This window comes from Archangium minus (assembly GCF_044360475.1).
Classification (GTDB): domain Bacteria; phylum Myxococcota; class Myxococcia; order Myxococcales; family Myxococcaceae; genus Archangium; species Archangium minus.
Genome location: NZ_CP043494.1, coordinates 2,171,984 through 2,192,192 on the forward strand (window position 1 = coordinate 2,171,984; position 20,209 = coordinate 2,192,192).

Sequence of the window (20,209 nt, forward strand, 5' to 3'; positions counted from 1 at the left end):
AGGACTTGCGAACGATCCACCGTCAAAGGAGGGACGGATGGGTATTCGCAAGGGCGTGGTGGGCGTAGGGTTCGCGGTTATTTCATTGTTCACGGCAGGTTGCGCTGACCGGAACAAGACACAGGAGCCGCAGGGGAATCAGGAGGCGGGTCCATCGGAGGGCAATGAAGTTCCCCCGGGCTCCCCTCCCGTTCCCTCGGATGATGCCGGCACTCCCCCCACCTCCACGCCGGACGGCGATGCGGGAACACCAGACGAGGATCCGGAGACGCCGCCCGGTGAAGGTGAGCCGCCGGATGCGGGCCCGTGGCCGACGGACGCGGTGCTCGATTACACGCGGTCGTTTGGCGTTGGCAGACCACGGAGCGTGGGACTCGATGAAGGGCTGAACTTCTGGTTCCTCGACGGCAACCGCATCGGCGTGTTGCGCCCGGGTGACTCGGCTCCGACGTGGACCACGGGCGTTGGTCAGGCGCGCCTGCCGTTCGGTCGGGATTCGCTTGCGATCGACTCGACGGTCATCTGCGGTGGTGAGGCCGGGCGCGCGTACGTGGGGTATCGCGCCGCCGAGATGCAGCGGGCGGAGGGGATTTCGCAGCGCACGTACATCCCCGCCCCGGGCGAGGCGAACTACACGCCCGAGCGATACGCCGAGTACCAGAAGGGCGATCTCGATGCGGTCCGCCTCCAGCCGGATGGGAGCGTCGTGCTCGAGGAGCACATCTGGCGCACCACTGGCGCGTCGAATGCGGGCAGGCAGATCGGCATCCACAACACGAACGACTTCCACTACGAGGAGGATCGCAGCGTCCTGAACTGTGCTCGCGTGACACGTGGCGCGTATCGCGGCGACCTCTACATCACGACGAACCACGGCGTGACTCGCATCCAGGGGCTCACGTACAACAGCCACCGTCACCCGGGCTGGTACCTCATCACCACGGATCCAGAGGGAAATCAGGCCGAGTCGCTCCAGTGCCCGCCGATGTACGGGCTCGGGCTCGCGCCCAACGGGGACGTCCTCGTCGCGAACGAGCAGATGGTGGGAGTGCTCATCCCGAGTGCGAAGCTCGAGGAGTGGGACCGCGAGTACACCTGGGAAGGTCCCACGCCCTGGCGGTTCAAGGGGTTCAACGGAGTGCTCAACGATCTGCCATCCGATGACTTCTGGCGGGCCTTCGAGCAGACCACCTCGGGCCTCTACTACCTGGGGAGCTCGAAGTACGGTGTCTGGGCGATGACGCCGAAGTCACGCTCCGCGGGGAACTGGTCGAAGCTCGCTGGGCTGCCGACGAATGAGATCCTCGCGCTCAAGGCGACGGACGATGGCGCGCTCTATATCGGCACGAATGGCGCGGGCCTCTGGCGGCTGGAGCCAGACGGCGTGACGCTGAACCAGGTGCAGCAGGTGTCTGGCCAGCGCGTCCTGCAGCTCGTCTATGAGCCCACCGTGACGCCGAGCATGTTGCTCGTCCTCACCGACATGGGATTGACGGTGCTCCGCGGGCCGTAGCGCGGGGCGTTGGCCGCGTCACGTCTAGCGCTTGTCCCGGGTGCGTGCCTGGATGAACACCTCGAGTCCATCCAGGACGCGCTGCAAGCCGAACTCGAAGGCGTGCGCGGGATGGGTCGCGGCCCCGTACTCCGCCCCCGCCGCCGACCCCACCCGGGCCGCGGTGGGGTAGCGCTGGGGATCCAGGACCTTCTCCAGCAACGGGGCATGCGCCGCCCACCACTGCTCGTCGCTCATGCCGGTGTGCCGCTCGGCCTGCGCTGCCTCCACCGAGCGCCGCGCCGCCCCCTCGACGTGCCCCGCCACCAGGCTCACCACCGAGTCCATCTCCACGTCGGTCAGGCCAATCCCGTCTACCGCACGCAGCTCGTGCTCATACCGGGCGATGAGGTTCGGCCCCATCACCGGCCGGCTCTTCGCGATGTGCAGCATCCACGGATGCCGGTGGTAGAGCGCCCAGTTCTCCCGGGCGATTCGCTCCAACTGTGCTCGCCAGCCTCCGGACACATCCTCGCTCCGGGGCAGCTCGCCGTAGGCCCGGTCCAGCATGACGTCGATCAGCTCCGCCTTGCTCGGCACGTAGGTGTACAGCGACATGGGGGCTACCTTCAGAGCGTCCGCTACCCGCCGCATGGACAGCGCTCCCAGCCCCTCCGCGTCCGCTAGCGAGATCGCCTCCTGAACGATCTGCTCCACCGTCAGCCGAGGCTTGGGCCCCCGCTTCCCACGCTCCTGGATCCCCCACAGCAACTCGATGCTCCGCTGGGGATCCCCACTGCCGCTGTACTCGGTCGTCACCCCGTCATTCTTCCCACAAGCGGAAATATTGTACATCGTACGGCGTTTAGGTTAGAGAATCCGTACACTGTACGGAGTGGAGGCATCCGCATGCATTTGAGCCGGGAAGAGAGCCGTGAGATCCGTCCCTTTCGCATCGACATTCCCCAAGCGGAGCTGGACGAGCTGCGCGAGCGGCTGAGCCGTACCCGCTGGCCGGACGAGCTGCCCGGGGCCGGCTGGCGCTACGGCGCGTCCCTGGGCTACCTGAAGGAGCTGGCCGCGTATTGGCGCACCACCTACGACTGGCGCACCCACGAGGCCACCCTCAACAGCCACCCGCAGTTCATCACGCGTATTGACAGGCAGGACATCCACTTCCTGCACGTGCGCTCACCCGAGCCCCACGCGCTGCCGTTGCTCCTCACGCACGGCTGGCCCAGCTCGATCGTGGAGTACCTCGACGTCATCGGTCCGCTCACGAATCCCCGCGCTCATGGTGGCGACCCTGCTGACGCCTTCCACCTGATCATCCCCTCGCTTCCGGGCTACGGGTTCTCCGGTCCCACCCATGAGGCGGGCTGGGGCTCGCGGCGCATTGCCCGGGCCTGGGCCGAGCTGATGCACCGGCTCGGCTACGCACGCTACGGCGCCCAGGGCGGGGACTGGGGCACGTGGATCTCCCGCGAGCTCGGTCTGCTCGTGCCCGACCGGGTCGTGGGCGTGCACACCAACGGGCTCATCACCTTCCCGGTGGGAGCGCCCGGCGAGATGGACGGCCTGAGCGACGCCGATCTGGCCCGCCTGGCCTTCGCGGACCACTACCAACGTGAGTTGTACGGCTACAAGAAGATCCAATCCACGCGGCCCCAGACGCTGGCCTACGGCCTGACGGACTCTCCCGTGGGCCAGCTGGCGTGGATCATCGGGGTGTTCAAGGAGTGGACCGACTGCACCCACTCACCCGAGGACGCCATCAGCCGCGACCGCCTGCTCACCAACGTCATGGTGTACTGGCTCACCCAGACGGCGCACTCCTCGTCCCGCTCCTTCGTCGAGACCCCGGACAACCCCGAGCAGGCGGACCTCGCGGAGGACGTGAAGCCGACGGCGGTCCCCACCGGCGTGGCGGTCTTCCCCCGTGACATCCTGCGGCCCATCCGCCGCTTCGCTGAACGCGACCACACGAACATCCTTCATTGGAAGGAGTTCGACCGAGGCGGCACCTTCGCCGCTCTGGAGGAGCCGGACCTCTTCATCGGCGACGTGCGGGAGTTCTTCCGCCGCGTGCGCTGACTCTCGACACGGCGCCAGGCGGAGTCAGAAGGGGGGCAGATGCCCCATATGCGCCGCGGCGGTTTCTCTCTGGGGCATGTCAGGCGCCCAGCGGCTCGGGTGTCAGCGCGTCCCGGAGGGAACAGTAGGGGCTGTCATCGTGTCTCACTCTCCACGTCTACCTCTCTTCAAAGTGCCATGACGCACTTCACAGCTCACGCAATGAGGTCCTTCACAGCCCGTTCAACAAAGATCTGTCAGGGTGAGTGACACCCGTGCCACGCGGCTCTGTTGAACACGTACTGGCAAATTCGAAGTGAACTGTGATTCCGGTAGGGAGAGCGGCTCATTATGAAATATTGCAATAACGCGGCATGGAAGTTTTTGAGCGAGGCCGACGTGTTTTCGGGGTCCGAGCTTCTCGCAGGCGTGGTGGAGAAGTCGCACGCGCACACCGTCACGGCCATCCAGAACGCCTACATTGTCGACCTGCGTTCTTTGGGCCCTGGCTCGACGTATGAAGAAGTGCTCGCCCAGATCAAGGAGCATGTTCGGGGGAAGAACGTGGGCGATTGGGTCTTCTTCACTCACTTCGCCCCCTCTCTGCTGGGCTTCATCCCCGGCGTCGGCTTTCGGCAACTCGGGTTCGAGCAGCTCGACCGGCTCTCGACCTCAGTGAACATCTTCGTCGAGAGCGCGACCGGCCACAGGGCCTACGCGAACTCCACCGCCTTCGCCACGGCCGGTGTGACCGCGAAGACCCTCGCCCCGCCGCACTCCAGCTACGAGGTGGACGTCAAGGGCGAACTGACGGGCGTCATGTCGGAACCGCCCTCGTTCGGTCCGTTCCTGAAGCACAAACCGAAGGACAAGGTCGTTCGGGCGCCCGTTGGAAGGTATTGGGACGCCTGATGCAGCTGACGGACCTGGCTTTTCTTGCCCGCCTCGACGGCGTGGCGCAGGCGGAGTTGTGTGCTCGGGGAGAGGTCTCGGCAGACGAGTTGTTCGATGCGTGCATGGCACGCATCGACGCGTTGAACCCGCTGTTGCGTCCGGTCGTCACAGTCGCTCGCGAGCGCCCCCGTCGGGTGAACGCGGGCCCGTTCTCCGGTGTGCCGTTCCTGGTGAAGGACGCCTCGGCGTGGCCAGGTCTGCGCTGGTCGATGGGCTCGCGGCTGTTCGCCTCCAACGTCGCCCAGCAGCAGACGCCGTACGGCAGACGGCTCGAGGAATCGGGGCTCGTGTGCGCTGGCAAGAGCGCGATGTCGGAGTTCGGAGTGCTCTTCAGCACCGAGACGTTGCTCGAGGGCGTGACGCATAATCCGTGGGACCTCGCCTGCTCGGCCACGGGCTCGTCTGGTGGCAGTGCGGTCGCCGTTGCCGCGGGGCTTGTCCCGCTCGCGCACGCCAGCGATGGTGGCGGCTCCATCCGCATCCCCGCGTCGGCGTGCGGTCTCTTCGGCTTCAAGCCGAGCCGTGGTCGCACGGTGCCCGCGAGCTTTGTCAGCTCGGACTTCGGGGACATGACGAGCGAGCACTGCATCAGCCGCTCGGTGCGTGACAGCGCGCTGTTCCTCTCGCTCACTGAGGATCGCTCGAGTGGTTCGCCCGTCGGCTTCGTGCGCGCTCCGATCGCACGCAAGCTGCGCATCGCGACCTGGACGCGTACGGTGATGGGCACGGAGCCGGAGCCCTCAGTGCGCCGCGCCTACGATGAGGCGGTGGCGCTGCTCACCGAGCTTGGCCACACGGTGGAGCCGATCGCGCCTCCGCTCTTCGACAGTCCTGTGCTGGGCGATGCGTTCTTCCTCGTCTCGGGTGCGGCCGTCGCGGGCATTGTCGAGAGGGTCGATCAGACGCGTGACATGCCTGTGCAGCACGACGAGCTCGAGCCGTTCTCCTGGGCGCTGGTTGAGGCCTTTCTCGAGCGCGGTCCCGATGCGTTGCTGCACGCTCGCTCCGTCTTTGCGCAGGCGGTGCGCGCTTATTTTGAGGCAACCCGAGGGTACGACGTGGTGCTCACGCCGACGATCGCCACCGAGCCGTGGCGCATCGGGCACCTCTCGCCGATTCTCGGGCGTGAAGAGCTGCTTCGCCGCACGGCGCGCGCCATCGGTTACACGCCGATCCACAACATCGCGGGTTGCCCCGCCATGTCCGTGCCCCTTCACTTTCCGGAGGGCGGTCTGCCCATCGGCACCCACTTCGCCGCGGCGCCCGGCAATGACGCGCTGCTTCTTGGCCTCGCGTACCAACTCGAAGAGGCGCGCCCGTGGAAGGACCGTTGGCCACCCTATTCGATTCCCGCGCTCTTCTGAGCCTCCGCTCTTACTTGCGCGAAGCCACCGCGCCCGAGAGATCGGGTGTTCCCGTCGGGGTCGTGGGTGCTGGGCCCAGGTTCGGGTCATTGACGCTGTCGACAATGGCCACCATGTCCCCCACCTGGAGCGCGTCGTAGAGGGCGAGGATGGCGGCATCATCGTGGCGGATGCACCCGTGCGAGACGTCCTCGCCGAGCTGGGCAGGCGCGCTGGTGCCGTGGAGCTCCTCGCCCGAGCGCGAGCCATCCGCCCAGGAGAGGTCGATGAGGCGAGGTCCGAAGACGGGGCCGCCCCACAACTTCTTGCCCAGGGCGTGGGCCTGCGCCTCGTTGAGCTTGCCTGTCACCTTCTTCAAGCCGGAGTCCGTCTTCGCGTAGCGAGCGCCCACCGCGTTGCCGAAGAGGCCCTGGAGCTGGCCCTGCGGGTTGAAGAGGTAGGTCCGGTGCTCGTCCTTCACCACGACGACGCGCACGGGCGTGCCCTTGTAACGCGGCGTCGGGAGGTGCTGGGTCTGGCCCCGCTGTCCCGGTCCCGGAGCGAGCGCATCCAGGGCGCGCAGGGTGGCGGCGTCCACCACGCCGGTGGGCTGCACTCCGGGGAAGGCGGTGCGGGCGTGGGTCTGGAAGTTGCGCACCGCCTTGGCTGACTGCGCGCCGAAGATGCCGTCCGCACCTCCATGCAGGCTGAAGCCCATGTCGGCCAGGGCCTGCTGCACGGCGCGCACGCCTGGCCCCTTGGCACCAGCTCCGAGCGTGGCTTTTCCCTCGAGCACGCCCGCCAGGTCCGGTTGGTTGGCGAAGCGTTCGTTGCGCAGCGGGATGGGGGGCGTCGAGGAGCCAGTGGAATCAGCGGTCATGGAAGAGCTCGCGAAGTAAGACAGCAATCATTCTAGGATGGCACTGACGGCAACGTCAGCCCTCGAGCATTCTGTTCTCAGGAGCGCATCGCTCGTTCGAGGGCGTCTTCCACCAGCCCCACCCGAATGGAGGGCAGGCAGAGGCGCTCCGCCCGCTGGCGGCCCGCGCGTCCCAGAGCCTGCCTCTGGCCGGGGTCCGCCAGCCAGTGCGCGAGCACCTCGGTGACGGCGTCCGCTCGGGGCTGCACCCGGGCCCCACAGCTCTCGTCGACAATCTCCCGGGCTCCTCCGATGTCCGTCGTCAGCACGGGGAGGCCCGCGTACATCGCCTCGATGAAGACGATGCCGAAGCCCTCGGGCACGACGTTGGGGTGGCAGAACACATCCGCTCCGGTGAGCAGCCGAGGGATGTCGGAGCGCTGGCCGAGGAAGCGCACCCGCTCTGTCAGCCCTCGCTCTGCCACTTGGGCCCGCAGGCGCTCTACATAGGACTGCTCCTCTGGGCGCTGGGTGCCACCCACCAGCCAGCACTCCCAGGCTCCGTGACGCTCCAGCTGCGCGAGCGCCTCCACGAGGAGCGCGTGCCCCTTGCCCGGCTCCATTCGGCTCACCTGGAGGATGACGGTTGTCTCCTCGGACACCCCCAACTCCTGGCGGACGGCTTGGCGCACCCCGGGCTCCTTCGGGGTTCGATCCTCGACGGGGCAGCCGGCGACGAGCGGCGTGAGCCGAGGCATGAGGGTGGAGGCGGAGGCGGCCGAGAACTCCGAGTTGGCGAGGAGGGCTCTCGGAGGGAAGCGGGCCGTCAGCTTGTCCAGCCGGTTGCGAGGGTCCATCTGCCCGTGCACGAAGAGGGCCTGCCGGTAGCCGGGAAGCGCGGGGGCCGCGACGAGCTTCAGCCACGTGGAGTGGGAGAGCACCAGATCCGGACGCCACGTGCTCAGCAGCCGGCGCAGTCGGAGCTGAGGCCCAACGAGCGTCCACGGGCGCCCCAGCCGCGCCGGGCCGAGCACCTCCACGTCAGCGCCCGCGGCCCGCAGCTCAGAGGCCAGTCGGCCCTCGAAGAACAGCGCGAAGCGGTGCTCCAGCCTCCGAGGCGAGCGCGCCAGGGTGACGAGGAAGCTCTCCACGCCTCCGTACAGGTTTCCCGCCGCCAGATGGAGCACTCTGCCCGCCACGTTTGCCTCCTCGTTGGTTCGTCCTGGCGCACCCTTTTGCCACATTCGGTGGGCAAGTGAGGGAGCAGGCGTGACGGATGACACGAACCGTTGGGGAGGGCTCGTGGGGTGTTAGGGTGTGCTCGATGGCTTCCGCTTCGTCTCCTCGTTTCGTCATGGGCGCGCTCGCCGCGCTGGGGCTCCTCGCCGGTTGTGGCCGCACCGTGGCTGAGCCCGTCACCCTCGCCGACCTGAAGGACCGTACCCTCAAGTTCACGCTCATGGACGTGGACTCGCTGGAGCGGGACTCGTCCGTGGGCGCCTACCGCTTTACTGTCGAGTTCTCCAGCGGCTCTTCCTGCGCGCGGCTCACGGAGGGCGTCACCGCCACCTTCAACGGTCAGCCCATGAAGCTCTCGCTCGGCGGTGTTCCCGACACCGGCGTCGGTGGGCGCGATGTGTGCGAGGCCCCGAAAGCCACCTTCGACTTCGATCCCGAGCAGTGGAACAACGAGCCCACCGAGGACATCCGCGTCATCCTCCAGGACGACACCCACTCCGTGTTGCTCGTCCTCCAGGATGCCAAGGCCAAGCGGCGCTTCCTGCGCAGCGGCGGCTCCGCCGGTACGCTGCGGCTCGGACAGACCCATACCTACGTGTGGCTGCCCGAGACCGATACCGTTCAGGGAACCGTGCAGGCGAGCCTCACCCATCTGGACTCTGGCGTCGTGGCCTCCCTCCAGGTGGAGCAGGAGGGCAACGCGGCCCGCTTCTTCGTTCCTGAGGACACCGTCGCCAATAGCAAGTACCACCTGCGCCTGAGCGGCACCGCCGCTCCCCAGGTGCTCACCTGCGAGGGCGTGGCCGGCTGCGAGGGCGGTCTGGTCCACTCCGAGGACGTGGAGGTCTCCATCATTCCCTGAGCCCGCCAGCCCTCCCGGCAAGGGTCCCTACCCCGGCGGTTGCCAGGGGTCGATGCCCTCCCCACCGTGGGCTGGGTAGTCGTCAACACGAGAGGACCCACCCATGGCTCAGAAGAATCCCCGCGAAGCAGGACCCAAGCCTCCTCTGCCCGGCCAGGAGCAGTCACACCCTGGCCTCGAGGCCGAGATGACACCCGAGCCGGACTACGGCCTCACTTCCTACAAGGGGCTCGGCCGGCTGAAGGACAGGGTGGCACTCGTCACCGGTGGCGACAGCGGCATTGGCCGCGCGGTGTGCCTGGCCTTCGCCCGAGAGGGCGCCGACGTGGCCTTCGCCTACCTCAACGAAGATCCAGATGCCGAGGTGACCCGGCGTGTCGTGGAGGACTCGGGACACCAGGTGCTCTCGCTCAAGGGCGACCTCACCGATGAGAACGTCTGCCGGCGCATCATCGAGGACACGGTGAAGCGCTTTGGTCGCATCGACGTGCTCGTCAACAACGCGGCCTTCCAGGGCAAGAAGGTGGAGAAGTTCGAGGAGCTCACGGCCGATCGCCTTGAGCGCACCTTCCGCACCAACATCCTCGCGATGTTCCACCTGGTGCGCTACGCGCTGCCGCACATGAAGCCCGGCTCCTCCATCATCAACGTGGCCTCCATCCAGGCCTACCAGCCATCGCCAGGCATCCTCGATTACGCGGCCACCAAGGGGGCTATCGTCACCTTCACCAAGGGGCTGGCGCAGGAGCTCATCGAGCGTGGCATTCGCGTCAACGCCGTGGCCCCGGGCCCTGTGTGGACGCCGATCATCCCGCAGTCCTTCGACGCCGAGAAGGTGAAGAAGTTCGGCCAGCAGTCGCCCATGGGTCGGGCCGCGCAGCCGGTGGAGCTGTCGCCCTCGTTCGTGTTCCTCGCCTCGAACGAGTCGACCTACGTGAACGGCGAAATCCTTGGCGTCACCGGCGGTCAGGTGCTCGCCTGAGTGGACGCATGCAGGGGAGCCGGGTCGCGTGACATGTCCGTGACCCGGCTCATTCTTTTTCCTGAGGCCGAACCTGAAGCACGCGCCCGGTAGCTTTTACCGCTTCCAGGGCCGGTGCTATCCGAGGCGGCTCGATAACTCACTGAAATCACAGGCATCTGCCCCCACGGCCTTGCTGGCACGCGGGATGCTCTATGTCCGTCGCGTAGAGGTAACGGGGCAGGACCGGTGGTTGGGGCAGGGCGAGTGGGTTGGGGCAGGGCGGGGTTGGAGCATCAAGACGGGTAGGGCGGCTTTCAGGGCGGCGGGTTGGTCGGGGTGGGTTGTTGGGGGGACGGGGGGGTTGGGGGGAAGTCGACGAGTCGGGGGACTCTTCGGGTAGCGATGGGGAAGTGAGTCGGGGAGGAGCTGCATGGGGGCGGCTCCTCCCCGATTCCTTTGGGCCGCTCGATAGCGAGGCTGTGGGTCACGGCGTTGCAGATGCAATGATGTTGCGTTAGTGGTGAAGGCATGTCCTTGCCCGCCACCCGTCTGTCCCCGCCCTCCGTCATCACCGTGGAGCAGGTTGCCGACCTGACCGCCATCTTCGAGAAGCACCTCAACGTCTGTGTCTGGGAGCGCCCGGCGGACGCGGCGCTGGCGCACTGGTTGGAGGAGGTCTGCGCCACGTATCGCTTCCTCCAAGTGAGGGAGACGCGCGTGGGAGACGCGGAGCTGGGCGGTGTGCTGGCCCCGTTGCCCGATTCACCGGGTCGTGAGCGTTTCCGCCAGGAGCTGGCGGGACTGGTGGAGCTGTATGCGGACCTCTTCGATGCGGAGCGGGTAGGGCTGCGGCTGGGCACGTTGGATGCCCCCATGTGCCCCCGCTTCCATGTGGACCGGGTGGGCGTACGGCTGGTGTGCACCTATAAGGGCGCTGGCACCGAGTATCTCGATGAGGCGGATGTCCAGCACTCCCCGCTGGACGCTCGCCCGGGAGCCGTGCCGCGGAGGATGGCCCCGTTCGCCGTGGGTCTGCTCAAAGGGGAGGCCTGGCCTGGCAACCAGGGGCAGGGGGCGGTGCACCGCTCGCCGCCGGGCTCCGAGCTCCGGATGTTCCTCTCCTTGGATCTGCTCTAGGCCCTGTCACCGCGATAGCGCTGGCAGGCGGAAGATGAAGGCGCGTCCGTGAACTCCCGCTGCGGCGACGTGTACTCGGTCCGGTGACAGCACCAGTCCTGAGAGCGGCTCGTCCGCCTCCACCGTGAAGAGGGGCTTGTCACCTTGGAGCGGGAGCCAGCCGCGCAACGTGCCATCCTCAGAAGTGGACACGAGCAGCCCATCCTTCCGCCAGAAGAGGCCCGTCACGCGTCCTTGGTGGGCCTCCAACCGGTGCGGCTGTTCCTTTCCAGCGCCGGGGCCGGACAGCTGCCAGAGGTTGATGGCCTCCGCGTCCCCTGTTGCCAGCCTCGTGCTCTGCGGGCTCCACGCCAGGACGCGCACCTTCCCTTGGTGGCCTGGCATGGAGAAGCTCCGGGTCGAGCCCAGCTTCCACACGAAGGCCGTGCCATCCTGGCAGCCAACGGCGATGAAGCGTCCGTCCGGACTCTGCGCCATCGCCTGAATGGCTCCTTTGTAGGGCAGGTGGCCCGTGGTTTTTTTCTTCCCCGGCGCCGAGCGGAACAGCCCTCCGTTGCACGAGGCCACCACCTCGCCCTCCTCCTCCAACCAGTACAGCCCAGAGACCGTGCCCGGGTGTGACTCGAAGCCACCCAGGTGCGTCAGCCGCGAGGACCACACCCGCACCACGCGCCCCGCCGCTGTGGCCAGGTGTTTCCCACTCGCCGCCCACGCCAGGTGCTCCACCCAGCCGCCTCCCGAGGGCTGCTCGGCCTTCAGCGCGCCGTCCGCCACGCTGTACAGGCGCACCGTGCCATCCTGTCCCCCGCTGGCCAGCCACGCTCCATCCGGAGAGAAGCCCACGCACATGGCTCCTCCGTCGTGGCCACGCAGCTCGCGCCGCACCTCGCCGCTTCCTCCGTCCAGGAGGAACACCGGACCCGCGAGAGAGGCGGCTGCCAACAGCGCGCCATTCGGGCTCCAGCTCAGTGCATTGACATGGTCCGGCAGCTCCACGCGGGAGCACAACTCCGCCAACACGGGGGCGCTACGCCCGCGAGATCGCGCCGCATTCAAGCCAGGCATCGTCGGAATCCCTCGAGCAACGCCTCTAGTGTAATCCCCGTATACATGCAACTGGGTTGCATGAGGGGATCAGGTGTGCCTGTTCGGAGGCCGTGGCTGCCCTGACACTCTGTCCGTCGGACCGTAGGTCTTACTGTCTCCACGGCAGGGGCTGCCCACTGCGGCTCGGTAAGCGCTTGAAATCTCAGGTGCCTGCCTCTGGCTCCCCGCTGGCATGCGGAATGCTTTGTATTCGCCTCGTCGACGTGACGGGGCAGCACGGGGGGTTGGGGTAGGGCGGGTCGGTTTGGAGTGTTGGGGTTACGTGTGACTGGGGGTAGTACGACGCGTAGGGGATGTCTCGGGGGTAGTACCTGGGGAACCACGTCGGGGGGGAGCTGCTGGGGGGCGGCTCCTCCCCGACTCTTTTTTTGCAACAACACGACAGTCACGCGGAAGGACGCGCCAGCGCTCCTGGGAGCAGGATGGTGAATTCCGCGTAGTGTCCCTCCTCGGACTCCACCCTCAGTTTTCCACCGAGTGCGACGATGATGTCGTGGCTGAGCGACAGGCCCAGCCCGGTTCCCTCACCCGTGGGCTTGGTGGTGAAGAAGGGCGTGAAGAGCTTGTCGCGCACCGAGGCGGGGACGCCAGGGCCATTGTCGCGCACTCGGATCTCCACCTCGCTCCCAGTCCAGCGCGTGGACACCTTCAGCCGAGGCGGCTCGACCGTCTCGGGCTGCCGAGCCTTCTCATGGGCTGCGTAGCAGGCGTTGTCCAAGAGGTTGAGGACGACGCGGCGGAAGTCCTCGGGCACCAGGCAGAGGTGCGGCATGGCTTCATCGAGGGAAATGTCGACAGTCACGTGACGGGGAGGACTCCGAGCGCGCAGCCCTTGTTGAACGAGCCGGAGGGTCTCTTCCACCAACTGATTGATGGAGGTGGGTTGCGGCTCTCCTCGGTTGTTGCGTGCGTGCCGCAGCATTCCATTGATGATGCTGCTGGCACGTTGCTCGTGTTCGCGCACCTTGGAGATGTTCTGCTTGAGCTCGCTCAGCAGGGTGTCGAGCTCCTCTCGTTTTGAAGTGGCCTGGGCGCGCTGCACCGCCTCGCTCAGCTCAGGCAAGAGCTCGAGCGAGAGCTCGGAGAAGTTCTTCACGAAGTTCAGGGGATTCTTCAGCTCGTGGGCGATGCCGGCGGTGAGCGAGCCCAGGGAGGCGAGCTTCTCCTGGGTGATGATCTGCGCCTGCATGGCCCTGAGGCTCTCCAGTGCACGCTGGAGCTCGGCGTTCTTGTGGTGCAGCTGCTCCGTGCGTTCCTGGACGCGGTGCTCCAGGGTGCGGTTGGATTCCTCGAGCTTGCGGTAGAGCCCGGCGTTCTCCAGGGAGATGGCGGCCTGGGCCGAGAGCATGCTGAGGACCCGGAGGCGGTTGGCGTTGAAGGCGCCCGCGATGAGGTTGTTCTCCAGGTAGAAAAGGCCGAGGACCTGCTTGCGGTGGAGGATGGGGGCGCAGAGCACCGAGCGGACGTTGCGCCGGATGATGCAAGGCTCGTCGCGGTAGGGCTCCTGGGCGGAGGCATCGTCGATGAGGAGGGGGCTGCCGGTGTGCAGCACGAACTCGGCGATGCTCTGGCAGAGCGCGTCGCTGTGGACCAGGCGCTGCGCGGGAACGAGGGGACTGCTGCCACTGCCTACCTCGCCGGAGGCCTCGATGAAGAAGTCCTCCTCCCGCTGGAGCACCAGCACGCCGCGCTGGGCTCCCGTGCTCTCCATCAGGATGTCGATGAGGTTGGCGGCGAGCTGTGGGAAGTGCAGCTCGCTGGAGATGGCCTGGGAGGCCTTCATCATCGAGGACACGTCGAGCGCCTCGTTGAGCGACTCGGTGCTGGACAGGTCGGGGGTGGAGTGGTGCTGTGGATACTCGCCACCCATGGATCGAGCCGCCGGGGAGCCGGCACGCTGGAGCTTGTAATCCAAGGCACCGAGGGTGCTGCTGTAGGAATGCAGGAGGTGTGCATGCTCGGTGGCGAGGAGATGGACCTTGCCCGTCGCCCCCCACCGCTCGTACGCGTTGAGGGCTTCCACCAGGTAGGCTGCGGCCAGGGGTGGACGGCTCAGGTCTGCTTGGAAGCGGCAGGCCTGTTCACAGGCGATGGCCTCCACGCTGGTGAAGCCACTGGCGCGTGCCGCGGCGATGGCTTCCTCGTACCGAATGTGCGCCTCGATGTGTTGCTCCCTCACACGGGCGAGCTCCGCGCGTACCAGCAGGTGATAAGGCGAGAAGTTCTCCGGCGCTCGGCAGGCACACTTCTCCAGGTATGCACGCTGCTGCTCCATGACCGCGAGCAACTCCTGCTTTCGGCTCTCACTGGCTCCCGGGTACACTGCGGCTGCGCTCAGCGCGTAATAGAAGGCGTGCGTGGTCAGCAGGAATGCCCCAGGGATGGCGCGTATCAGCGTGGCATTCTCCTCTGCCTGAGCCATCGCCTGCTCGAGTTGGCGGAACAGATAATGCTGCTCGAGCAGCACCTGCGTGGCGTAGGCCCTGGCTGCTGGTCCGAAGTGGGTGAGCTCAGGGGTCTGCCGCGGCACGTCCTGAGCCCCGGTTAGCAGCTGCAACGTCTGCCGGAAGAACCGGAGGAGGTGGAGGTTGACGGAATCCTTCCCGACTCCGAGCAGATCGATGAACTTCTGATTCTCCGCGAGGATTGCCTGGAGCGGCTCTCCCAGGGCGAGGCACCGCCAGGATAGGAAGGTGAAGCAATGTCCCACGTGCTGCCAATCCCCATTCTCTAGGAGGAGCTTGTAGGCCTCGGCGAGCTGGGAGATGCTGGCGCGTGCGCTTGATGTCCAATGCTCGATGTAGCCTGCATGGATGTAGAGGGCGCGCGCACGCTGCTGAGGGTCGTGGGCGCGCGTGGCGAGCTCGATGGCGAGCAGGCTGAACCGCCGGCCGGCGGCGGGGTCGTCGCGGATGGCCGATACGACGAAGCCATAGGCGGCGAAGCCATAGGGCGAGAAGCGGCTGTTGCCATACTCCAAGCTTAGCCGGACCTGCCGGAGCGTCAGGAGGATGAGGAGCTTCTGGGAGGTGAAGTAGGCGGCGATCATGATGGCGCCCAGCAGTTCGGAGGTGAGCTGTGCGGTGGGATCGCTCATGGAGGGCAGCTCAAGCAGCTCCGTGGTGTTACGGCCCGCCAATGCGGCCTCTACCGTTTGCAGTTCCTTGGCGAGGGTGGCATCGTCGGGCGAGGCAGGAATGTCGATTCCGAGCAGGCGTAGGCCGTCGAAGCCGCATTCCAGCGACTTGTTGTGCCGATAGTCGAGGGTGCTCAGGATGGCTTGCAGGCAGAGGACGCTGGCTTGCTGGGCCGGGGTGCGCGCTTGGGCGAGTAGGGTGGAGAAGCCGGAAGTTGCCGCCTCGATGTCACCCGCCAGATAGAGGGACTCCGTGAGCTCCTTCTGGAGCGCGAAGGTTCGCTCGTGCTCCTGTTCCCGTACTGCTGAAGAGATGAGCACATCGCCCGTTCGGAAGAGTTCGCAGGCGGTGCGGTACGAACCCGAACTCTTCGCCCGGCGTCCCGCCGCCAGGTGGAGATCGGCCAACTCCAGCCGCAGCGTGTCTGAACTGATGCGCTCTGGTGCGTGGCCTAGGTGCGGCAGGATGGCGAACATCCGCTCGTCGAGCGTATTCGTGGCGCGGGCATCCTCGTACAGTCGCAGGCCCACCTCCAGATGCCTCGCGGCGCGCTCGTCCTCGGGAATGAGCGAATAGGCGACCTGCCGGACGCGGTCGTGCACGAAGCGAAAGGAGACATTCAGGTCCGTTGGCTCTGTCATGCCGCCCTGGGGGTCAAGCAGCACATAATCCCTGCCGAGTGGCAGCACGAGCCTCCGTTCGATGGCGGTCCAGAGGGCTCGCGCCGTCTCCCCGGCGGTGGTCCCGTGGACCACCGTGAGATCACGGAAGCCAAATGTCGCGCCCAGGCACGCCGCGCGCTGGAGCAGTGCGCGGGTCTGCGGAGGCAGCCGGCGGCTATCGGCAGCCATCAGCGCGGCCATGTCGTCGGGGATATCTTGGGCTTCGATGCAGGCGAGGTCCCACTCCCACTGGTGGCTCCGCATGTCGAAGCGGAGCAGGCCCTGCCCGTGCAGGAAGCGGAGGAACGCCTTGACGGAGAAGGGGTTCCCTCCTGTTCTCGAGTGGATGAAGCGGGCGAGTTCCAGCTCGCGTCCAGCATCCGCGGCGGTGGCCTCGTGTACCATCCGAGCGACGTCCTCGATGCTCAATGGCACCAGATGGATTTGCTCCCAATGCGTGCCGGCGGCGCGCAGTTCGTCGAGCACGAGGGAGAGTGGATGGAGCGTGGAGACCTCCGCTTCGCGGTAGGCACCGACAATCAGGAGATGCCGGGTGGTGGGATCCCGGGCGAGTGTTTGGAGCAGCGTGAGCGTGGTGTTGTCGGCCCACTGCAGGTCATCCAGGAAGAGGACGAGCGGGCGCTCGGGAGTCGCGAATGTCTGGATGGTTCGCGCGAGTACCAGGGTGAGGCGGTTCCTGGATTCGGAGGCGGGGAGCGGGGCAGGCGTCAGTTGGTCGCCCAGCAGCGCGCGGGTTTCGGGGACGGCCTCAACTAGGACTGCGATGTTCGTCCCGATTTCCTCCCGGATGCGCTCGCGCAGGAGGACCGTCTCCGCATCTCCCTCGTCGAGCGTCTGTCGCACCAGGTTCTGCAAGGCTTGACGGACGGCATCTAAGGGCTCGCTGCGCAGGAACTGGTCACACTTGCCGAAGGCCACGAGCCCCCGGCTGATGGCCGTCACCCGGTACAGCTCGTTGACGAGCGAGGACTTGCCAATACCCGCCGGGCCGGAGATGAGCAGGAGCTGGCCGCGGTCGGTCGCGGCGCGTGCATATGTGCCGGTGAGCAGGGCAATGTCCGAGTCGCGTCCGTAGAGTCCCTGTGGCGGGCGGAACTGGTGGGAATGATCCTCGGTGCCCAGAGGGAAGGACCGGTCTGTGCCCTCTTCGCGGAGTTGACGCTGGCACTCCCTCAGGTCGGCAATAAGCCCCCAGGTGCTCTGGTAGCGATCCTCCGGAGCCTTGGCCAGCAGCTTGAGGATGATGGCCGCGAGGCATTCCGGCACGTCGGGGACGAGGTCTCGCGGTGAGCGTGGTGCCTGGGCCACGTGCGCGTGGAGCAGCTCCAACGGTGCGTTCGTGGTGAAGACGCGGCGGTCGGTGAGCAGCTCAAAGAAGGTGGCGCCTAAGGCGTAGAAGTCCGCGCGGTAGTCCACGCCCCGGTTCATGCGTCCGGTCTGCTCGGGCGCCATGTAGGCCAGCGTGCCCGTCAGGTGTGTGGGCAGCTCGGGGGGAACGACCTCCAGCGACAGTCCCACCGCGAGGGAGAAGTCGGTGATCTTCAGCACCCCGGTGGCGGGGTTGACGATGATGTTCTGGGGTTTGATGTCCTTGTGGATGACCCCGTGGTGGTGGATGTGCCCCAGCGCTGTGCTGATGCGCACGGCGAAGTCGAGGAAGGTGCTCACGTCCAGGGGTCCGCGCTCGTCCAGCAGCTGGCGCAGGGAGATGCCACCGAAGTCTTCCAGGACGAGCGCCGCGCGGTCAGGGAACTCCTCCAGACCCAGGACCCGGACGATCCCCTCGCCTTCGACGCGGCGGGCGATGGCGTACTCGCGGCGGAGCTCAAGGGTCCTGCGCCGGTCGAGATAATCGCTGGTGGTCAGCTTGAGGATGACCGGGCACTGGTCGCTGAGCCGGGTGGCTCGGAAGAGCGTCGACCGATGGCTGGCATGGAGCTGCTGGTGAAGGATGTACCCCGCCCGGTGTGCCACTGCTTCTCCTTCACCAGCTATCGCCCATTCGCTGGACAGTCGGGCAATGTGTCATGACCCATTTTCCGCGGCAAAGTCTCGCACGAGACCTGCCTGGCCGCTGTGAGGCGCGTCACATGCGGGTGGGCAGTGCGTCGCAGCAACTCGTCGCCCTTCCCATGGGGGCTGGGCTCGGCCATTCGCCTGGGTAGGAAAAAAAGGGGGTGCCAATTCTGCCTGCTTCCTCGGTCCTGGGGTCGATGTGACGGAAATCACTCCAGGAGGAACACGATGAGACACCCCGGAACCGGCTTGGGCCTGGCAGGTCCCTTGCGTTGCATGACGCTTCACCTGTTTGGGGCCTTGGTCCTCTGCCTGCTCCCACCCGTGGCGCGGGCCTCGACCTTGATGGCGCTCGATGTGCCTGCCTTGACCCGCGGCTCGGACCTCGTAGTCCATGGCCGGGTGGTGCGTGCCACCAGCCGTCAGGTCCAAGGTACGGGGCGCATCGTTACCGATGTGGAAGTCACGGCGGACGAGGTGCTCCGGGGCTCGGCGGAGCGCTCCTCTGTGCACGTCGTCTTGCCGGGAGGCACCGTTGGAGACCTCCGCCAGCACATCAGTGGTGCGCCGGAGCTCGTGTCCGGTGAAGAGGTGGTGCTCTTCCTTGCACGCGGAACGGAGGGACTGCGCGTCGTGGGCTTGGCTCAAGGGGCGTTCCATGTCCAGCGCTCGCAAGAGGGCCGCAAGGTGCTCGCCCGTGCGGAGCTTCCCGAGGCGCTGCGGTTGGTGGACCCGTTGTCGCTCCAGCCCGTCCCCACTGAGGCGCGGACGATGGACATCCAGGCACTCCGAGCCCAGGTGCTCGGGGTGGGCCGCGACGCGGCTCCTCCCGCTCCTCGCTCCATGCAGCTCCCCGCGCTCGATGAGCCAACGTCTCCACCTCCCGCGGTCCGCACCCGTGGGTTTCCTACCGAGAACGCTCCCGAGGGACACTGCCTGTGGTGGCAGGGGGGCAGCTCGCTCACCTTCCACCAGCAGCAGTGCATGCCCGGCGAGCCGGACTGCGCGGCGCGTCAGCAGTCCGTGGGCCGCGCGCTCCTGGCTTGGGATGACATCCTCGTGGGGTGTACGAGCCTCCGTATCTCTGATGGGCCTGCCACGGCCTCGCGGCAGGTGGGCTACGTCATCGAGGGCGCGAACGAGAACATCATCCTCCTGCGGGACCGGACCTGCTCGCAGCCAGGGGACGCGGGAAGCGAGGACTGCTGGCAGCACTCGGCGGAAACCCTGGCCCTGACGACGACCACCTACAAGGGGCGCACGGGACAGATTCTCGACGCGGACATAGAGATCAATGCGGTGGCTGTCTTCTCCCAGGCCGATGTCCTCGACCTCCAGGGCGTCGTGACGCACGAAGTTGGGCACGCGCTGGGTTTGGACCACTCGCCAGACACTCGCTCGACGATGTTCCCCACCTATCCTTCGAGAGAGGACTCGCTGTCTGTCATCGACGAGGGCTCACGACAGGCCATGTGCACCATCTATCCTCCCGGGGCTCCTGCGGTAGACTGTGTGGCGGCGGAGCCCGAGCTAAAGGCGCAGCCCGAGGAGCCCTGGGGTTGCAGTGCGGCCACCGGAGGCGGTGGGCCCTTGATGTTCTCAATGGTGGCACTGTGGGCGCTGCGGCGCCGGAGTCGAAACGGCAGATGAGCCCTCCACACGCACGCGTGTCGCGCCTCACCTCGTGGCTGGCCTCCCTATTGGTGGGAGCGAGCGGCTGCGGAGAGTACGGACTGGCGGACGAGACGTATCCGGTCGAGCCCGTGGCCATTCTCGAGGGAGAGCTCGGCGCGCGGCTCGGCAACGGACGGAGCCCCACGGCGATGACCCTGGCGTGGGCGCCGGACCTCGCCGCCATGGAGCACCTCTCCTCCCTGTTGTTGACGGAGAGCGCCTCGTGCGGGACGGAGCAGGACGCGCTCCTGCAGCCGATGTCCTTCCAGCCGCACTTTCCCTCGAGCTTCGTATTGCCGCTGTCCACGACTCCCGTGCCGGCCGCCCAGCTCGCGCTGGAGCCTCTTGGTGGGCAGGGCCGCTTGTCGCTCGGGTGGATCGTCTTCTTCCAGGATGACAACCGCAATGGAGCTTTGGACTTGGGCTTAGACGGGATGAAGCCGGAGCGCGTGGTGGCCACCTCACTGGATTCCGGGCTGGCCGTGCTCTTTGTGGACGGTGTCCTGCCACGTGAGCGCTCGGGGACGTGGGCGGAGTGGCCGCATGATTTGCCTCGGGGGTTCAGCCTCCTCGGGGGGCGGCGGCCTGAGAACGGGGCTCCGGCATTTGTTGCGCTCCCGGCCTCCACTTCGCTGGCGTTGGAGGCCTCGCGGCACGTGTGCCCGTGAG

At 66.8% G+C, this 20,209-nt stretch carries 14 protein-coding genes; 9 read left to right on the forward strand and 5 right to left on the reverse strand.

All coding sequences use genetic code 11. The features are described 5' to 3' along the window. Positions 1-37 precede the first annotated feature (37 nt). The gene (locus F0U60_RS08890) at positions 38-1,513 is read left to right on the forward strand and encodes a hypothetical protein (RefSeq protein WP_395816599.1); all 1,476 of its coding nucleotides are present in this window, start codon (positions 38-40) and stop codon (positions 1,511-1,513) included. 24 nt (positions 1,514-1,537) lie between these two features. Here the strand turns inward: F0U60_RS08890 and F0U60_RS08895 are convergent, their stop codons facing one another. Next, positions 1,538-2,311, reverse strand: coding sequence for a TetR/AcrR family transcriptional regulator (locus F0U60_RS08895; protein ID WP_395816601.1), 774 nt, complete (start codon positions 2,309-2,311; stop codon positions 1,538-1,540). Between the two features lie 90 nt (positions 2,312-2,401). Here F0U60_RS08895 and F0U60_RS08900 point away from each other — a divergent pair, with 90 nt between their 5' ends. From F0U60_RS08900 to F0U60_RS08910, 3 genes are all read left to right on the forward strand, one after another. Further along, a complete protein-coding gene (locus F0U60_RS08900; protein ID WP_395816603.1) occupies positions 2,402-3,586 on the forward strand; it encodes an epoxide hydrolase family protein in 1,185 nt (394 codons plus the stop codon). 378 nt (positions 3,587-3,964) lie between these two features. Then, on the forward strand, positions 3,965-4,477 hold the full coding sequence (locus F0U60_RS08905; RefSeq protein ID WP_395816606.1) for an amidohydrolase family protein: 513 nt from the start codon (positions 3,965-3,967) through the stop codon (positions 4,475-4,477). Continuing rightward, positions 4,477-5,883: an amidase gene (locus F0U60_RS08910; protein WP_395816609.1), complete on the forward strand. Its 1,407-nt coding sequence runs from the start codon at positions 4,477-4,479 to the stop codon at positions 5,881-5,883. Before F0U60_RS08905 ends, F0U60_RS08910 begins: the two co-directional genes overlap by 1 nt. Before the next feature lie 10 nt (positions 5,884-5,893). Here F0U60_RS08910 and F0U60_RS08915 read toward each other — a convergent pair whose 3' ends face one another. Both F0U60_RS08915 and F0U60_RS08920 read right to left on the reverse strand, forming a co-directional pair. After that, positions 5,894-6,742, reverse strand: coding sequence for a L,D-transpeptidase family protein (locus F0U60_RS08915; protein WP_395816612.1), 849 nt, complete (start codon positions 6,740-6,742; stop codon positions 5,894-5,896). Positions 6,743-6,819: 77 nt separating this feature from the next. Further along, on the reverse strand, positions 6,820-7,920 hold the full coding sequence (locus tag F0U60_RS08920; protein WP_395816614.1) for a glycosyltransferase: 1,101 nt from the start codon (positions 7,918-7,920) through the stop codon (positions 6,820-6,822). 125 nt (positions 7,921-8,045) lie between these two features. On the opposite strand from F0U60_RS08920, the gene F0U60_RS08925 reads away from it, so the two are divergent. The 3 genes from F0U60_RS08925 to F0U60_RS08935 all read left to right on the forward strand — a co-directional run bounded on the left by F0U60_RS08925 (position 8,046) and on the right by F0U60_RS08935 (position 10,923). Then, the gene (locus F0U60_RS08925) at positions 8,046-8,822 is read left to right on the forward strand and encodes a hypothetical protein (RefSeq protein WP_395816617.1); all 777 of its coding nucleotides are present in this window, start codon (positions 8,046-8,048) and stop codon (positions 8,820-8,822) included. A gap of 103 nt (positions 8,823-8,925) precedes the next feature. Next, positions 8,926-9,804 (forward strand): SDR family oxidoreductase, encoded by an 879-nt coding sequence (locus F0U60_RS08930; RefSeq protein ID WP_395816619.1) that lies wholly within the window; start codon positions 8,926-8,928, stop codon positions 9,802-9,804. A gap of 510 nt (positions 9,805-10,314) precedes the next feature. Continuing rightward, positions 10,315-10,923 carry a DUF1826 domain-containing protein gene (locus tag F0U60_RS08935; protein ID WP_395816622.1) on the forward strand — a complete coding sequence of 203 codons (609 nt, stop codon included), beginning with the start codon at positions 10,315-10,317 and terminating at the stop codon, positions 10,921-10,923. A 6-nt stretch (positions 10,924-10,929) separates the two neighbouring features. Here F0U60_RS08935 and F0U60_RS08940 read toward each other — a convergent pair whose 3' ends face one another. Together F0U60_RS08940 and F0U60_RS08945 are read right to left on the reverse strand one after the other, a co-directional pair. After that, entirely contained in the window at positions 10,930-11,943 is a 1,014-nt protein-coding gene (locus tag F0U60_RS08940; protein WP_395816625.1) for a WD40 repeat domain-containing protein, read from the reverse strand. Between the two features lie 472 nt (positions 11,944-12,415). After that, positions 12,416-17,824, reverse strand: coding sequence for an AAA family ATPase (locus tag F0U60_RS08945; protein WP_395816628.1), 5,409 nt, complete (start codon positions 17,822-17,824; stop codon positions 12,416-12,418). A 270-nt stretch (positions 17,825-18,094) separates the two neighbouring features. Between F0U60_RS08945 and F0U60_RS08950 the strand changes: the two genes are divergently transcribed. Then, positions 18,095-19,516, forward strand: a complete 1,422-nt coding sequence (locus F0U60_RS08950; protein WP_395816631.1) for a matrixin family metalloprotease — start codon at positions 18,095-18,097, stop codon at positions 19,514-19,516. Then, positions 19,513-20,208: a hypothetical protein gene (locus F0U60_RS08955; RefSeq protein ID WP_395816634.1), complete on the forward strand. Its 696-nt coding sequence runs from the start codon at positions 19,513-19,515 to the stop codon at positions 20,206-20,208. The genes F0U60_RS08950 and F0U60_RS08955 overlap by 4 nt, the downstream gene beginning before the upstream one ends. Position 20,209 lies beyond the last annotated feature (1 nt).

Coding starts and splice junctions, on each gene's coding strand:
- F0U60_RS08955 (WP_395816634.1), top strand. CDS start 19,513: ATGAGCCCTCCACACGCACGCGTGTCGCGCCTCACCTCGTGGCTGGCC.
- F0U60_RS08890 (WP_395816599.1), top strand. CDS start 38: ATGGGTATTCGCAAGGGCGTGGTGGGCGTAGGGTTCGCGGTTATTTCA.
- F0U60_RS08910 (WP_395816609.1), top strand. CDS start 4,477: ATGCAGCTGACGGACCTGGCTTTTCTTGCCCGCCTCGACGGCGTGGCG.
- F0U60_RS08900 (WP_395816603.1), top strand. CDS start 2,402: ATGCATTTGAGCCGGGAAGAGAGCCGTGAGATCCGTCCCTTTCGCATC.
- F0U60_RS08925 (WP_395816617.1), top strand. CDS start 8,046: ATGGCTTCCGCTTCGTCTCCTCGTTTCGTCATGGGCGCGCTCGCCGCG.
- F0U60_RS08930 (WP_395816619.1), top strand. CDS start 8,926: ATGGCTCAGAAGAATCCCCGCGAAGCAGGACCCAAGCCTCCTCTGCCC.
- F0U60_RS08935 (WP_395816622.1), top strand. CDS start 10,315: ATGTCCTTGCCCGCCACCCGTCTGTCCCCGCCCTCCGTCATCACCGTG.
- F0U60_RS08915 (WP_395816612.1), bottom strand. CDS start 6,742: ATGACCGCTGATTCCACTGGCTCCTCGACGCCCCCCATCCCGCTGCGC.
- F0U60_RS08950 (WP_395816631.1), top strand. CDS start 18,095: ATGAGACACCCCGGAACCGGCTTGGGCCTGGCAGGTCCCTTGCGTTGC.